The 15218-nt window shown below is 57.8% G+C and carries 18 protein-coding genes; 9 read left to right on the top strand and 9 right to left on the bottom strand.

The genetic code is table 11. From position 1 onward, the window contains the following. Positions 1 to 146: 146 nt before the first annotated feature. Positions 147 to 953, top strand: coding sequence for an SDR family NAD(P)-dependent oxidoreductase (locus EHN06_RS15120; RefSeq protein WP_127333368.1), 807 nt, complete (start codon positions 147 to 149; stop codon positions 951 to 953). 2 nt (positions 954 to 955) lie between these two features. Here EHN06_RS15120 and EHN06_RS15115 read toward each other — a convergent pair whose 3' ends face one another. After that, a complete protein-coding gene (locus EHN06_RS15115; protein WP_127333367.1) occupies positions 956 to 1657 on the bottom strand; it encodes a pseudouridine synthase in 702 nt (233 codons plus the stop codon). A gap of 152 nt (positions 1658 to 1809) precedes the next feature. Between EHN06_RS15115 and EHN06_RS15110 the strand changes: the two genes are divergently transcribed. Continuing rightward, the gene (locus EHN06_RS15110) at positions 1810 to 2694 is read left to right on the top strand and encodes a DMT family transporter (RefSeq protein WP_127333366.1); all 885 of its coding nucleotides are present in this window, start codon (positions 1810 to 1812) and stop codon (positions 2692 to 2694) included. Here the strand turns inward: EHN06_RS15110 and EHN06_RS15105 are convergent. Next, on the bottom strand, positions 2678 to 3154 hold the full coding sequence (locus tag EHN06_RS15105) for a DUF4112 domain-containing protein (protein WP_127333365.1): 477 nt from the start codon (positions 3152 to 3154) through the stop codon (positions 2678 to 2680). The genes EHN06_RS15110 and EHN06_RS15105 overlap by 17 nt on opposite strands. Positions 3155 to 3239: 85 nt before the next feature. On the opposite strand from EHN06_RS15105, the gene EHN06_RS15100 reads away from it, so the two are divergent. Then, complete coding sequence (locus tag EHN06_RS15100; protein ID WP_228257325.1) at positions 3240 to 3920, top strand: NAD-dependent epimerase/dehydratase family protein; 681 nt, start codon at positions 3240 to 3242, stop codon at positions 3918 to 3920. A 35-nt stretch (positions 3921 to 3955) separates the two neighbouring features. Here EHN06_RS15100 and EHN06_RS15095 read toward each other — a convergent pair whose 3' ends face one another. Beyond that, complete coding sequence (locus EHN06_RS15095) at positions 3956 to 5626, bottom strand: GMC family oxidoreductase (RefSeq protein WP_127333364.1); 1671 nt, start codon at positions 5624 to 5626, stop codon at positions 3956 to 3958. An 88-nt stretch (positions 5627 to 5714) separates the two neighbouring features. Further along, on the bottom strand, positions 5715 to 5993 hold the full coding sequence (locus EHN06_RS15090) for a SelT/SelW/SelH family protein (protein WP_127333363.1): 279 nt from the start codon (positions 5991 to 5993) through the stop codon (positions 5715 to 5717). Between the two features lie 136 nt (positions 5994 to 6129). Between EHN06_RS15090 and EHN06_RS15085 the strand changes: the two genes are divergently transcribed. Beyond that, the gene (locus tag EHN06_RS15085) at positions 6130 to 6915 is read left to right on the top strand and encodes a substrate-binding periplasmic protein (protein WP_127333362.1); all 786 of its coding nucleotides are present in this window, start codon (positions 6130 to 6132) and stop codon (positions 6913 to 6915) included. Between the two features lie 126 nt (positions 6916 to 7041). Continuing rightward, positions 7042 to 7281: a TIGR02647 family protein gene (locus tag EHN06_RS15080; RefSeq protein ID WP_127333361.1), complete on the top strand. Its 240-nt coding sequence runs from the start codon at positions 7042 to 7044 to the stop codon at positions 7279 to 7281. An 18-nt stretch (positions 7282 to 7299) separates the two neighbouring features. Here the strand turns inward: EHN06_RS15080 and EHN06_RS15075 are convergent, their stop codons facing one another. After that, positions 7300 to 7812 (bottom strand): DUF2244 domain-containing protein, encoded by a 513-nt coding sequence (locus EHN06_RS15075; RefSeq protein WP_127333360.1) that lies wholly within the window; start codon positions 7810 to 7812, stop codon positions 7300 to 7302. A 154-nt stretch (positions 7813 to 7966) separates the two neighbouring features. On the opposite strand from EHN06_RS15075, the gene mtgA reads away from it, so the two are divergent. Continuing rightward, the gene (gene mtgA / locus EHN06_RS15070; RefSeq protein ID WP_127333359.1) at positions 7967 to 8662 is read left to right on the top strand and encodes a monofunctional biosynthetic peptidoglycan transglycosylase; all 696 of its coding nucleotides are present in this window, start codon (positions 7967 to 7969) and stop codon (positions 8660 to 8662) included. Between the two features lie 127 nt (positions 8663 to 8789). Continuing rightward, positions 8790 to 9671, top strand: coding sequence for a chemotaxis protein (locus EHN06_RS15065; RefSeq protein WP_127333358.1), 882 nt, complete (start codon positions 8790 to 8792; stop codon positions 9669 to 9671). Here EHN06_RS15065 and EHN06_RS15060 read toward each other — a convergent pair. Then, positions 9668 to 11305, bottom strand: a complete 1638-nt coding sequence (locus tag EHN06_RS15060) for a L,D-transpeptidase family protein (protein WP_228257324.1) — start codon at positions 11303 to 11305, stop codon at positions 9668 to 9670. The two genes, EHN06_RS15065 and EHN06_RS15060, sit on opposite strands and share 4 nt — an antisense overlap. Positions 11306 to 11411: 106 nt before the next feature. On the opposite strand from EHN06_RS15060, the gene EHN06_RS15055 reads away from it, so the two are divergent. Next, positions 11412 to 11606, top strand: a complete 195-nt coding sequence (locus tag EHN06_RS15055) for a hypothetical protein (protein ID WP_127333357.1) — start codon at positions 11412 to 11414, stop codon at positions 11604 to 11606. 42 nt (positions 11607 to 11648) lie between these two features. Here EHN06_RS15055 and EHN06_RS15050 read toward each other — a convergent pair whose 3' ends face one another. Beyond that, the gene (locus tag EHN06_RS15050; RefSeq protein ID WP_127333356.1) at positions 11649 to 12314 is read right to left on the bottom strand and encodes a hypothetical protein; all 666 of its coding nucleotides are present in this window, start codon (positions 12312 to 12314) and stop codon (positions 11649 to 11651) included. A gap of 208 nt (positions 12315 to 12522) precedes the next feature. Between EHN06_RS15050 and EHN06_RS15045 the strand changes: the two genes are divergently transcribed. Further along, entirely contained in the window at positions 12523 to 13188 is a 666-nt protein-coding gene (locus EHN06_RS15045) for a protein-L-isoaspartate(D-aspartate) O-methyltransferase (protein WP_127333355.1), read from the top strand. A 4-nt stretch (positions 13189 to 13192) separates the two neighbouring features. On the opposite strand, the gene EHN06_RS15040 is transcribed toward EHN06_RS15045, so the two are convergent. Further along, positions 13193 to 13999: a DUF1338 domain-containing protein gene (locus tag EHN06_RS15040; RefSeq protein ID WP_127333354.1), complete on the bottom strand. Its 807-nt coding sequence runs from the start codon at positions 13997 to 13999 to the stop codon at positions 13193 to 13195. Further along, complete coding sequence (locus EHN06_RS15035; RefSeq protein WP_127333353.1) at positions 13989 to 15083, bottom strand: arginine N-succinyltransferase; 1095 nt, start codon at positions 15081 to 15083, stop codon at positions 13989 to 13991. Before EHN06_RS15035 ends, EHN06_RS15040 begins: the two co-directional genes overlap by 11 nt. Positions 15084 to 15218: the final 135 nt, after the last annotated feature.

Genomic DNA, 15218 nt, shown 5'->3' with positions numbered 1-15218 from the left:
AATCGTCAGTATACGTTGTTGTGGTACGGAAGAAACGTAACGGTCAGTGTCAATATCCGCAAATGTGATGGCGTCTCCAGTCATTGTATTTGTAACGGGTTTGACCCTAGGCTTTTGCATCAACAATAAACACGGGATTCACGATCATGAACGTAGCGGGTAAGACGGTGATAATCACCGGCTCTTCCAGTGGCATTGGCGCGGTTGCGGCGAAACAGTTAGCGAAGCAGGGGGCCAGGGTGTGCCTGGTGGCGCGACGGGAGGAAGAACTGGCCCGTGTTCAGGGTGAGATCATCAGCGGCGGCGGGCAGGCATGGATCTACCCGGCGGATCTGACCGATGAAGCGTCGCTCAACCAGTGTGCCGAACGGATTCTGGATGAGCATCAACGGGTAGATGTGTTGGTGAATAACGCCGCCCACTCCATTCGGCGCCCGATCACCGAGGCGCTGGACCGCCTGCACGATTACCAGCGTACGATGAACATCAATTACATCGCGGCGGTGGGGCTGACCCTAAAGCTGCTGCCCCGCATGCTTGAGCAGGGGGAGGGGCAGGTGGTGAACATCTCGACCCTGTCATCCCAGGTCCCGATCCCCCTGTTTTCGGCCTACCTGGCCAGTAAATCGGCGCTGGAGTCCTTTTCCCGTTCCCTGCTGGCAGAGCTTGGCCACAAGGGGATCGACGTCACGGTGGTGTATTTCCCGATGGTGCGGACGCCGATGTCCTCGAGAACCAGTATCTACCGGCATATGCCAATGATGAACGTGGACAAGGCCGCCGGGTGGATTGTGAAGGCGGTGAACAAACGCCCGGCGCGGGTGGGAAGTCCGGTGGGCACTTTGGGGAGCCTGGCACTGGCAGCACTGCCGGGGCCGGTGACCCGGCTGACGCAGCCGGCCTTTCGGCAGATGGACCGTCTGTTGAAGCAGAAGATGGGCCGGGACGGTTGACCCTATCCGCAGGGGACGGACCGGGTTTCCTGATGATTCAGTGCCCGGTATTCTCCCGGTTGCAGGTTCTGGTCCAGGGCTATGTTGCCCATCTGCTCCCGATGCAGGGAGACCACTCGATTACCTACGGCATGGAACATTCTTTTGACCTGGTGGTAGCGCCCCTCGTAAATGGTCAGCAGAGCGTTGCTGGCGTCAATCTGTTCAATCTGTGCCGGTGACGTTGTCAATTGTTCGTATTCAAACCAGATGCCTTCGGCAAAGCGTTCGGCGGTGTCCGGCGATATGGGGTGTGCCGTGGTTACCCGGTAGACCTTGGGAATCCGGATTCGGGGTTCGGTCAGACCACGGGACCAGGTGCCGTCGTTGGTCAGTATCAGCAGCCCGGTGGTGGCCCGGTCCAGGCGTCCCGCGATATGTAGGCCTGGTCTCAGGTCCGGGGCAATCAGGTCCAGTACTGTGGGGTGGAGGTCATCCTCGGTGGCGCTGAGGTAGCCGGCAGGCTTGTGCAGCATCAGGTAGCGGGCCTCGGTGCCCTGTTGGATGATGCTGTCATCAACCGCGACGGTGGCAAACCGGTCAACATCCACGGACGCCTGTGTACACACCTTACCGTTGATCGTGACCCGCCCGGCCGCGATCAGCGCATTGGCCTGTTTGCGGCTGACACCGTTCTGGTTGCTGAGGATTCGCGAAAGTTTCATGGCGTGAATGATAACGGGTTGGTCTGGCTCCGCACAGGGTTACCACAAGGCATCTGTGATGGTGGTAAAGGCCGTTGTCTGTATCTGTATTGTTTGCCTGCTAACTTTTAAAGTGGTTGTATTCTGGAATCCTTTTGCCTGGTTGAATCGTCATGCGTTCAGTTTTCTATACTTTTCTGGTACCCGCGCTGTTTGTGTGGTTGTGGAGCACTGGATTCATCGGCGCCAAGTACGGGCTGCCGTATGCGGAGCCGTTCACGCTGTTGCTGATCCGCATGTTGCTGACCCTGGTGTTGTTGGCGGTGCTGGCCTGGCTGATGAAAACGCGGTGGCCGGGATGGCGGGGTGCGGGGCATCTGGCGGTTACCGGCCTGCTGGTCCACGGCTGTTACCTCGGTGGTGTGTATTACGCCATCCAGGGCGGTATGCCGTCGGGTATTGTGTCGCTGATTGTTGGTCTGCAACCGCTGGTCACGTCGGCCGCTGCGGTTATTGTGTTGAAGGAAGGTGTCTCGGGGCGGCAGTGGCTGGGGCTGACTCTGGGGCTGGTGGGAGTCACACTGGTGTTGCTGGAAAAGTTTGTCGGAGGTGATGGCCATACTTCTGACTTTCCCCTGTGGACGCTGGTCTGGGCCGGGTTCTCCCTGGCGGGAATATCTCTGGGAACGGTGTACCAGAAACGACATGGCACCCAGGTAGACCTGGTGGCGGGCACGCTTATCCAGTACACCGCCGCGGCGGTGTTTTTTGCCATCGGCGCTTTCACACTGGAAAGCCGGGAAGTGGAATGGGCGCTTCAGCTGCAGCTCTCCATGGCCTGGCTGGTGTTTGGTGTGTCCATCGGCGCTATCCTGCTGTTGATGTGGCTGATCCGCCAGGGGGCCGCGTCGCAGGTGGCCAGTCTGTTTTATCTGGTCCCGCCGGTGACCGCCCTGGAAGCCTTCCTGTTATTTGATGAGCGGCTGGGTGTTCTGGCCATGGTCGGTGGCGCGATTTCCATCACCGGGGTAGCGCTGGTCGTTACCAGGCGATCATGACCACACTGGTGAGGATGGCAAGCAGAATGGCCAGGAACACCACTTGCGTCCATGGAAAGCGCGGTTGTGGTTCAGTCTTCAGTTCCTCCTCCAGATACTCCCGCAACAGCCGTGTATTGCGGGTGTTTGCCTTGTAGACAATATCGAAGGCATCTCCCACCACCGGCACCATGCCACCGAAGGTTTCAATCAGCATGTTCTTGATCATGTGGGCCTTGATGCGCTTGCTGGCGCCGGCCCGCTGGGCTTCCAGCAGGACATACAGGGACAGCACCAGGCCGATCAGGTCTCCCACCACGGGCAGTAACCCGATGATGGGGTCCAGGCCAAGACGGATCCGGGTAAAGGGAATCCGGATGGCGGTGTCGGTTACCCGCGAAAACCTGTCAAGGCGGGCAAGTGTTGCCTGCTGCCGGGTTCTCAGTTCGGCTTGGTCGCTGGTGGTTTCCCCGTTGGGCATGTCAGGTTGATCCTCGTAAATTCCTGAGTGTGAAGTGAGTTAGAATGTTAGCCTTCTGCAAAGATGGATGCGAGGACTAAGGTAAATGACGGCAATGACGGTTACGGTTCTGGGTGCAACGGGTCTTACCGGCGCCGCGGTGGTGAAAGGTCTGCTGGCGAGGGATGAGGTGGCGTCGGTGGTGACCCCCGTACGTCGGGCAACCGACAGGCAGCACCCGAAACTGATACAGCGGGAGGTGGACTTTGACCGGCTGGATGACCACGCAGATCTGTTTCAGGCTGACGTCATTGTGTGTTGTCTCGGCACGACCATCCGCAAAGCCGGTTCCCAGCAGGCGTTTCGACACGTGGATTACGACTATCCCCTGAAGGCGGCGGAACTTGGGCGATCCCGGGGTACGCGGGCATTTGTGCTGATGTCCGCGATTGCGTCTTCGTCTTCGTCAACCGTGTTCTATAACCGTGTGAAGGGGGAGTTGGAAGACAGTATTGGTGGTCTGGGCTATCCTTTCCTGTCGATCTATCGTCCCAGCCTGTTACTGGGGGACCGTCGGGAACACCGAACGGCCGAGGCTCTGGGCATGAAGGCCATGCCCCTGGTCAACCGGGCGCTGATCGGGCCGCTGGAAAGGTTCCGTGGTATTGACGCTGAGACTGTTGCCCGCGCCATGGTGAACGAGGTCTGTGGGCTGACATCGGCCACCGATGGCGAAGGCCTGGTCCGGATTCACGAGTATCCGGACATCGTGGCCCTGGCAAGGTAAACCCCTCCCCGAAAACTTTTTGCTTCCCGGCAGGCTTATTCGCCAGCCAGTATCCAGCCTGCCGCCTTTTCGGCGATCATCAGTGTCGGTGAATTGGTGTTACCGCTGGTAATGGTGGGCATGACGCCGGCATCCACGACCCGCAAACCGTCGACCCCGCGAACCCTCAGGTGGGAATCCACCACCGCCATCTCATCATCGGCCCGCCCCATGCGAGTGGTGCCCACGGGGTGGAAAATGGTGGTGCCGATGTCTCCGGCCAGGCGGGCCAGTTCGTCGTCGGTCTGGAACTGCACGCCGGGTTTGTATTCTTCCGGCTGGTACTTCGCAAAGGCCGGTTGTGCTGCGATGCGGCGGGTAACTCGCAATGAATCCGCCGCCACTTTAAGGTCTTCCGGCGTGCTCAGGTAGTTGGGGGCGATGGCCGGCGCTTCACCGGGATCGCGGCTGCGGATGCGCACCGTACCCCGGCTGGTGGGATTGAGGTTGCACACGCTGGCGGTGATGGCGGGGAAATCATGCAGCGGCTGGCCGAAGGCTTCCAGGCTCAGTGGCTGCACGTGGTACTGGATGTTGGCGTAATCGTAGTCATCGGAGCTGCGGGTGAAGGCGCACAGCTGGGACGGTGCCATGCTCATGGGGCCTGAGCGTTTAAATAGGTACTCGAGGCCGATCTTCGCCTTGCCGATCAGGGAGTGAGCCATGGTGTTAAGGGTATTTGCCCCGTGGACCTTGTAGACCGAGCGAATCTGCAAGTGGTCCTGAAGGTTTTCACCGACACCGGGTAGATCCCGGATCAGCTGAATATTGTGTTGTCTGAGCAGGTCCGCCGGGCCGATGCCGGAAAGCTGGAGCAATTGTGGTGAGCCGATGGAGCCGGCTGACAGGATGACTTCCCGTGATGCCAGTGCGAGGCTTTCGCGGTGCCCGGAACCGGTGATGCGGACACCAATACAGCGGGGCTGACTGTCCGTCCCGGATTCCATTTCGAGCCCCAGTACCCGGGTGGAATGCCGGACGGTCAGGTTGGGGCGTTTGGCGGCGCTGCGCAGGAAGGCCTTGGAGGTATTCCAGCGCCATCCAGCGCGCTGGTTCACCTCGAAATAATCCACGCCCTCGTTGTCGCCCCGGTTGAAATCCCGGGTACGGGGAATGCCAGCCTGCACCGCAGCCTCGGCGAAATCCTCCAGCACCTGCCATTTCAGCCGCTGGTGTTCCACCCGCCATTCGCCGCCGTGACCGTGGAACTGTGCGTGGTGAGCGTCGGCATCTCCGCCGGCATCGAGCCGGTAGTGATCTTCGTGGCGCATGAAGTCCGGCAGGCAGTTGTCCCAGCGCCAGGCGTCGTCGCCGGTTACCTCCGCCCAGTGATCGTAGTCGCGGCGCTGGCCACGGATATAGAGCATGCCGTTGATGCTGGAACAGCCGCCCAGGGTCTTGCCACGCGGATAGATCAGTGAGCGACCGTTGAGACCGGGCGACGGTTCGGTCCGGAAGCGCCAGTCCGTACGGGGGTTATCAATGCAGTAGAGATAACCCACGGGGATGTGAATCCAGTGGTAGTTGTCCCGACCGCCGGCTTCAAGCAGCAGTACACGGTGGTCCGGATTGGCGCTGAGACGATTGGCAAGCAGGCACCCGGCGGTGCCGGCACCCACAATGATGTAATCGAAGTATTCTGGAACAGAATTTGTGCTGTCGTTCATGCCGATTAACCAGGGTGTTTTTGTTGTAGTGGCCATTGGTTTTGTAGCGTATATCGCGGCCAATTACACCCTGGCTTAGACTAATTCCTCAGGCCGGTCTGTCGGAATGACCCAAATCCCGCTGTGGATTGATTTCATCGCGGACCAACTGCTTGAGTTGCATGATCTCCGGGAAGCCTCCCTGTTCCTTGCGTGACCAGATTTGTGTACCGTTGACCCAGACTTCGAAAATACCGCCGGTACCCGGGTGCAGTGTCAGCTCATCCAGTTCACCTTCAAAGGTGGTCAGCAGTTCCTGGGCCATCCAGGCCGACCGCATCAGCCAGCGGCAGCCGGTGCAGTAGTGAATATCAACTCGATTGGTCATGGCTCTCCACACTGTTTGCAAGGGGTTAGGTTGGTTTTGCACAGATACGTTTTGTCACTGACTTTTCTTTTCTGAACGGTAACCATAGGCATCGCCCAACACTAACATAAGCAGAATTGTCGATAAGGACACGATCATGTCTACCCTGATGACCTCGTTCATCGCAAGGTTACTGAAAGGCACCGTACCGGGTTTTGTTGTGCTGAGTACTGTCATCCTTAGTAGCGGCACCAATGCCTCCGAGCGTCTGTACATCTTCACGGAAAACTATCCGCCGTACAACGAGGCGGTATCCGGCAAAGGCTACGCCCACAGCGAGGACGGGATTACCGGTATTTGCAGCGAAATGGTGAAGGCGATGCTGGCCCGCGTGGATTACGACTACGTGATGAAAATGCGGGACTGGAGTTATGCCTATGATTGGGTCCAGGGGCGGGAGAATCATGGCCTGTTCTGTACTGCCCGCACCGATGAGCGTGAAGGTCAGTTCCAATGGGTAGGACCGTTGGCTCCGATCAAGTGGACACTGTTTGCTGCTCCGGGATCGGATATCACGCTGGACTCCCTGGAGGATGCCAGGAAACACCGCATCGCCGGGTACAAGGGGGATGTGATGTCTGATTATCTGGTGAGCCAGGGATTTGACGTGGTCATGAGCATCTCAGGGGATGTTAACCCCCGCCGGCTCGAGTTGGGAGAGGCCGACCTGTGGGTCACCGATGGACTGGTCGGTCCGCTGGTTGCGCAAGAGGAACATGGTATCAGTGGCCTGAACCCCGTCCTGGTGTTCCGTGAAACGCCCATGTATCTGGCGCTGAGTAACGAGACTTCACCTGCAATAGTGGCGGCCCTGCAGAAGGCCCTGGACCAGGCGCGTGAGGCGGGAGAACTTGATCACCTGATCCGTCAGTACCAGCCATGAGTTGAGCTGCGCCGGCAAGGCCGCAGGACACCGGGCGTTGCGCAATTTGTTCAGAAATGTTTTGTAGATTCGTCGATCCTCGTATAGAACTGGTAGGGTAGCTACAAACTCTTACGAGGATCGTCCATGGCTTTTTCCCCTGAGTATCTTGCTGAACTGAATTTGCTGACGCAGTTTGGGTCTTCTTCAACCCAGGAAGGTATCAAGGTGCACCAGCACTCTGCGTCGGAGGAAACCGTGAAAGCGGCTGAACGGTTGCACCAAAAGGGCTTGATCACCCAGCAGGACGGTGGTTATCTGACCAGTCTCGGCAGTGAGGCGGTGGAATTGACTCAGAAGCTCCAGTCCATTCTGTCCAGCCAATGAGTTCGTTGGGCTCTGGTGTCAGTGCCAGAACGGAATGTCTGATTCTGGTGCCCTGCGATCAATACTCACCCCTTTGCCTTCCAGGATGCGTAGCAATATCTGGGTGTCTTCCACATTGAGGAACGCCCCCAGGGAGATGTCCTGCTCCCGGTAGGTGAGAAACAGCTTGGCGGGCGTAAAGGGGTGTCGTGGCATATGAACGCGGACCCGGGCGTAACGACGTGGAAGTGTCCATTCGGCCTGTTTGACACGTCTGCCTTTCTCCAGGGTGAGACTGTCAGTGTATATGGACAATACCTCACGCGTCTGGCAAGCCTGTGCCGTGTAATAAATGCCGGCTGCCAGTGCGATGAGTTCCAGTCCCGCAAAGGGCATCACAACCCAGGCGCCGGCCACTGCCATGCCGGTGGCGATTACCAGTGATACAGTAAACAGGGCCAGCCAGACCTGAACGTTGCCCCGCCAGCTGAGTGACCGGTTGGGGGTTAGTAACAACCTGAGACCTTCATTGCATTCGAGGTGTTCTACCATGGCCCTTATCCCGCAACGGATTTGACCGCTGATACCCCAGGGCGGTTGATGCCGACAGGTTGCCGCACCCTGACAGAGCCGTAATTCAAAAGGGACGGAAACCGCGACATACTGTCTGCTTTCAGCATAGCTGCTAGTACATCGGAGTTTCCATTTGGCGAAAAAAACTTTTCCGCGAGGTATTGTCCGGTCCCTGTTCTGGGGTGTTGCCAGTTTGCTGGGGCTGCTGATTGCTGTCCTGTTGGTGTTGCGGTTTATCAATCCGCCCACCACCGCGTTCATCGTCGCTCACAGCCTCAGCCACCCGGATGACAACATCCGGAATCAGTGGGTGGACTACGCCGATATATCCCCATGGATGCCCCTGGCGGTGGTCGCCAGTGAGGACCAGCGCTTTCCCGATCATTGGGGCGTGGATTTTGCCGCTATCCGCAAAGCGTTGGCCGAATACGAGGCGGGCAGGGGGCTCCGGGGAGCCAGCACCATCACCCAGCAAACCGCCAAGAACCTGTTTCTCTGGAACGGTCGAAGCTTTGTGCGCAAGGCGCTGGAGGCGGCCCTGGCGCTGGGACTTGAAACTCTGTGGCCAAAACAGCGGATTCTTGAGGTGTACCTTAACGTCGCGGAATTCGGGCCGGGAATATACGGCGTGGAGGCGGCCAGTCAGGCCTATTTCGGCACCAGTTCACGCTACCTCTCGCCGTCCCAGGCTTCGAGGCTGGCAGCCGTGTTGCCCAACCCGAAAGTGTTGAGTGCGGATAACCCCTCCCGGTATGTGTGGGAACGTGCCGCCTGGGTGCAACGGCAGATGCGACAACTGGCGGGGCCGGGATACATTCAGGGACTGTGATTCGAACGCCTGGTGATCGGGATCAGGGCGGACGTAACGAAATCAATACACTCTTTCAGATACCCCGTCTGTGGCGGCTCTGTTAGAGTATTGTCGTCGTTATCTCGCTACAGGATCTGCGCCTGATATGTCCAGACAAACCACCCATTCCCAGAAGTTGTTGCTGTTCAGTCTGACCGGACGAAAGCAATTCGCGCTCGGAACGCTGAAAATCCGCGAAATTCTGCCTTACACCCGGCTGACCCGATTGCCCCACAGTCACTCCGCCGTGCTCGGTACCATGTCGTTTCGCGGCGCCGCCGTGCCGGTTATTGATATGGCAGCCGCTGTGGGTGGGCGCTCCCTGACCATCGACGAGCAGAAAGCCGGTTCCATCATCGTGACGGATATCCAGCGCCGGGAAATCGGTTTTGTGGTGCGTAGCGTCAGCAAGATCATAGAGGCGGACTGGAAGCAGGTTCAATCGCCGCCGGCGGCGCTTGGGGACCAGGCTTTTGTGACTGGACTGCTTGATCTGGAAGGCGAGCTGATCCAGTTACTGGACGTAGAGTTACTGTTGTCGAAAGTCTATCCTTCCGCCGTCAATGTCGACATGGCGGCCCTGACGGATGTGGAAAGCGAGACCCTCAGGGCTCAGCGCATTCTTCTTGTGGATGACTCTCAGGTTGCCCGCAAGCAGCTCTCCGATGTGCTCGATAGCAAGGGCATTCCCTATGAGGTGACCAGTAATGGTCAGAGCGCAATGGATATCATGCTGCAGGCGGCATCCATCGGTGAACCCGTGGATATCCTGGTGAGTGACATTGAAATGCCAGGGCTGGATGGCTACGAACTGACATTCAAGCTCCGTGATCATGGCTCACTCAAGCAGCCCTATATCATTCTTCACACCTCTCTTAACAGCGAAATGAGCCTGAGCTATGCCAATCAGGTTGGCGCCAACGAGGCTCTGACCAAATTTGATGCCCACGAGTTGATGCAGGCAATGTTACGTGGGGCTGAGTACTAGTCGCTGCGGGCTTGATCGGGAGTCAGTGTTCGGGGGGATTCTGTCAGCCGTGCGATGAGGCGCGGGTTACGTTCGTAGATGTCATTACGGAAGTGCAGGGTGCCGTCGCCGTCCACCCAGGTGGTCCAGTATTCCAGATGTACCGGCACCGGCTCTTTCAGGTATACGGTGGTCAGCTCGCGGGAATTGACCACACGCTCAATGCGTTCCCTTGACCAGCCATCCTGCCCCTCCAGCAACAGGCTGGCCAGCCGGAACGGCTCCTCGACACGAATACAGCCGGAACTGAAGGTCCGTTTGCTGTGGGAGAACAGGCTGCGGGCGGGCGTGTCATGCAGGTAGATATCAAATTTGTTCGGGAACATGAATTTGACCCGGCCAAGTGCGTTGCGTGGTCCGGGCTCCTGAACCAGTTGAAACGGAAAGTTGTTTTTGGACAGTAGCCACCAGTCGATGGTTTCCGGATCGACCCTTTCACGATCCGCACCCCACCCCCGATACACTGTGAAGTCCATTGTCTGAAGATAGTCTGGATCTCGCCGTATGGTGGGTAACTGGTCTTCGATCATGATGGAACGGGGAACCGTCCAGGTCGGATTGAAGACCAGATAGCGAATTCGATCGCTGAATACCGGTGTCTGCCGGTACGGGCGACCGACAATCACCCGTGTTTTCAGAACCTCTTTGCCTTCTTTCACCATGCGCAGTTCGAACCCGGCAATGTTCACGATGATGTAGGTGTCGCCGAGATCTTCGGGCAGCCATCGCCAGCGTTCAAGGTTGGCGTCAAGTTGGACCAGCTTTTCCCGTGGGGTGATGTTGAGGCTGGCGAGGGTGCGTCGCCCGATCAAACCGTCGGTGGCCAGCCCGTGGCGAGCCTGGAATCGGGTGACAGCCGCCTCCAGCCTGTCACTATAGTGGCTCTCGATTATCTGTTCTTCCAGCGATATTGTGGGCATCAGGTCGCCCAGGGCAATCAGACGCTGGCGGATAAGCGGTAGCCGATCATCGGTCATGCCGGGGCGGATGGTGGGGCCGCCGGCAATTGGCTCCCAGGGGATGGCGAGCAGGGATTGCAGGAATTCGCGGGCTGTCAGTAACTGCCGGTAATCGCTGGAAGAGGGAGTCAGGCGATCGATCAGGGTATGGATCTGTTGATGCTCCAGAGCCTGGGTTACGATTTTAGCCACGTTTTCAGCTTGGCGGCTCGCTGTCCATTCCGCCTCCATGGAGTCTTTGTTTACCTTGCCATGAAGTAGGTGCGAGGTGAGCAGGAGCAGGCTGTCACTGAGTAACAAATCCAGATCCGCCCTTGCCTCGGGGACCAGGTCCTCAGGGGAGCGCGCCGCAAACGTTGCCAGCACGTTGTAATGATAGTCCGACGGCTTCAGGCCGTGACGTCCTGCTTCCCGGATCGTGTCCAGTAACACTTCGCGATCTTCGTCCCGGTTCCAGGCCAGGGCGTACTCCCTGTGACTGTAGAATTCCGGCAGGGCGTTCAGCGCCAACAAGGGTTCCCCGAGTGCGCTGATTGTGAACCCCTGGTGCACTGCTTCCATGCGTTCACGGATAGCGTCGTTCGCCACGCTGACCAGGGACCACAGGCACACTAACAAGCACAGCAGAACTCGCACAGCCGTCAATCCTGGGAACATCCTTCTCTCCCGGGCGGGTAAAAATTGAACCGCCCTGTTATTAATCCTAGACTTTTATTGGGCGGTTAAAAAGGAGGTGTGCCCGATGAACAAGACATTGAACGGACATTACGAGGATTTCGATCAGGCAAGAAATACCGAAGAGGATTTGCTCGCAACGGGGTTGCCGCGGGAATCGGTTTTTGTGGACAAGGAAAACCAGGTAATCAGAGTGATGATTCCCTCGGAGGAAGAGCGGGAAATCAGGGAAATCTTCGACCGGCACCGCGTCACTTATTAGGAGGGCAGGACCCCGGCTAATCAATGGGCGGGGTCCTGTTATTCAGCCAGCCCGACCGAATACACGTTCGAAGAAGCCCGCCTCTCTGGTGTCGGGAATGGGGAGGTTGTCCATTTCTGCAATAGCACGCCGCCAGAAATGCTCCGGGTTATCCAGCGCAACAACTTTGTTTCGCTCCTCGGAGGTGAAGGAGTTGTGTTCGCCGCCGATGCCCAGCGCAATGAGCTCTCGCGTCCACAGGTAGATCGCGGCCCGAACCGTTTTCAGGATGCCGGAGTAGGTGTCTCGGCTGACATTGATGGCCAACTCGGCACTCAGGTTGATCCTGGATTGCAGTTGCGCCATTGCCTCAGGGGGCAGAACAACCCTGTTGCCCGTACCTTTTTTGCAGTTCAAACAGATTTTTTCCAGTTCCTTGATGCCGTCATTCAGATCCAGGTGGCCGTGATCCGCTTTCTGTTTGTCGTCCACTGGCGCAGGAATCCAGCCATATTGGGGAGAGCGGGCAACGATGTGGCCAGGCAGGTCCCGACGATAGGGTGGTGCCAGTGTACTGTCACTGTAGCCTTCGAACTCAGTGCGTAGCCACGTTGCCATTTTGCGGTGGCGAAGCATCATCGCCAGCGTAATCGCGGACGGCATCATCTTTCCGAGAAGTTCATTGGCATCCTGTGCTCGTTCCTCCAGATGATTCACTGGTGCGGACATTCCGGATCTCCTCATGGACAAACGGCAGCCACTGGCTGCCTTGTTGTTTTTATTGGTAAGCCCGTTTTCGGTATCACGGACCATGGTTGAAAAGTAGTCAGGAAGAGCACAATCGTCCATAGTAAAGCGTAGGTGTTTTGTTACTTAAAGTAAGGCAGGGGCTGTCGCCTTGACGCTTGGCATCGCCGAACGGAATCAGGGGATTATCATGAACGAGCCCGATTTTACTGCGCGCAGGATGGCGATGGTGGAATATCAGGTCCAGGGCAGGGGGATTACCTCAACCCTGGTGACTGAGGCTATGCGTCGTGTCCGGCGGGAGCGGTTTGTACCAGAAGATATGCAACTGTTGGCTTATGAGGACGGCCCGCTGGGGATTGGGGAGGGGCAGACCATTTCCCAGCCCTATGTGGTGGCTTTGATGATTGATGCTCTCAATCTTCAGGGGGGAGAAAAAGTGCTCGATGTGGGCACGGGGTCTGGCTATGGGGCGGCGGTGCTGGGCTGTATCGCCGGTGAGGTTTTCGGCGTCGAGCGACTGCCGACCCTTGCTGCACGTGCCCGCGATGTATTGCGCGCAGAGGGGTTCAGCAACGTTCATGTTTATTGCGGTGATGGCACCCTCGGGATGCCGGAGGTGGCGCCTTTTGATGGCATTGTCGTTGCCGCCGGCGGCCCGTCGGTCCCGCAGGCATTGAAAGACCAACTGACCATCGGTGGACGCTTGGTCATGCCTGTTGGCGGCGAGCACATCAGTCAGGATCTTGTTCGTATCACCCGGGTGTCAGCATCCGAATACGAGAGCGAAAGCCTGGGTGGGGTACGATTCGTCCCCCTTCTCGGAGCACAGGGCTGGCCGGAAGAATTTGGCTAGCCCTTTAGCCCGTTGCATTGGTGCTCTCAAAGATCTTGTCCGCAGAGGCGGCTACAAAGCCCGGATACAGTTTGCCACTGGCATCGGGATAACGCAGTGCAAATTCATAGAAGCAGCTCGGAATGGCTTCAGTGCGGTCGGAAAAACGGACCGGCACCCTGTCCGCCATGGTAGAGGACTGCTCCAGAAGGTCTTGCGGTGAGCCTTTGATCTCTCCGCCGGAACGGTTAACCCGATAGCCGTTGTCTTTCAGCAACTGATTGATCTCGGCCACCGTCTGGTACTGGCTGAGCTGGTTGATGCTGACGGTAAAGTGGTTGGCACGGAAGCCCCAGGCGGCCAGCCATGCTGCGTACTCGCTTTCCTGCAGCAGGGTCTCATAGGTGGCGTAGTCCACGTTCCAGTGTCGTCCCGAGTACAGGAAGTTGTCCGCCTGAACGTCGTCAGGGTTGACTTGTGACACCAGTTCATTGGCAATAACCTGTAACTCATTTGAGCACTGCTCGGTCAGGAGTTCCGAGATGAAGACTTTCGGGGCTAACGGGTCCGGGTGTTCATAATGTCGGGCGTAGAGTTTTTTCGCCTCGAAATGGTATTCCCCGCCCTGGTAGTAACCGAGAGACGTGAAGTGTTCCGCCAGTGCATCCAGGCCAACGGGTGACAGGTTGAAGGTACGCAGGGCTATGTGGTCATTGACGATGGTCTGACCTTCCGCCGCGCCAAGGATCCTGTGTATTTCCTCAGCCGAGGGTGTTACCTGGCGGTAGGTGTCCCACAGATGTTGAAACAGTGTGTTCCGGTCAGTGTGCATACAGGACCTCCGGTGAGTTGGGGTGGATAGTGGTTTCGGCTTTGCCAATGGCGGCCAGTGACAAAAAGCGGGTCATGCTGCCGTCCGACAGCCCCAGTTTCCGGGCCAGGGATGCCGGCACTGAGAGCAGATTGTGATGGGGCAGCCAGGCCGCTGCGTGGGTGATCGTGGCGCGGAAATCCGAAACAGCGGTGTTGGCAATCAACATGGCATTATCACGGTTGCCCGTTTGATTGCGGGTAATCGCGGGCATGGAGTCATCAACCACCTGAACCCGGCACAGACTGGAGCGTCTGATACTGGTGATCTCGTGCAGTTGTGCCTCCACCGTGGGGCCTGCATCAAACAGGTCGACGAAACCGGTGTGCCGGAAACCCTCTGCTATCAGCATCTTCAGTGCGGGCCTTGTCTGCTCGTGAACCTGGCCTATCACCTGGCGCGCTGCCGGAGGCATCGCCGCCATGGGCAGCGGTCCGTCCGGCAGCAGGGTGTCCAAAAGCTCGGGCGTGGCGGTGCCTGCAAGTCGGGTGACGGTGGCAAAGTCCAGGTTGCCTGCCCGGGTTTTCAGCCAGTTCCAGAAAGGAGACTGGCCATTGGCATCGGAGACACCCCGCATCTCGGCAATGATGGTGGCGGAAAATCGATGCGGATTCTGGGCCATGAACAGGAACCGTACTTTCGACAGCAGCTTGCCGGCGTTGGCCCGGCGATATCGGGGGCGCAGGTAGAGGCTGCAGATTTCTGTACAGCCGGTGTAATGGGAACAACGGGTGAGCCGTTCACTCCCTGAGAGAGAGGCGGGGTCGGTTTCCCTCCTGAAGTGGCAGAGTGGCCTGTCATGCCCTGCGGAAGCTTCAATACCGGTTGTGCCCATAATATCGCCCGTTGTCTCATCTTCCAGGACAAAAAGGTAGTGTTCATCGCCAGGCTGGTAAAGCTTCCGTTGGAAACTGTCGATGGTGTGCCGAAGCTTGCTGTCCAGATACTCCGGATCATCAACCAGAGACGTGAAACCGGGGCCGGATTCACGTGCAATCGCGCGCAGTGCTGGCAGATCCTGGTACTCGATTGGGCGAATAATCATGGTCAGTCCCCGCGTGTGGATGATGTGCCTGTTGTCATTGCCTCTTGTGAGTCAGTATGTAAGCGGAGGGCGGTAAAATGTAGTGGTAAAATGACCGAATTAGTGGAAAGATTTATCAAAACGTTGGCGTGAGTT

The organism is Marinobacter sp. NP-4(2019) (assembly GCF_003994855.1).
In the GTDB taxonomy this organism is placed as follows: Bacteria; Pseudomonadota; Gammaproteobacteria; order Pseudomonadales; family Oleiphilaceae; genus Marinobacter.
This window is presented reverse-complemented; position numbering and strand designations above follow the sequence as displayed.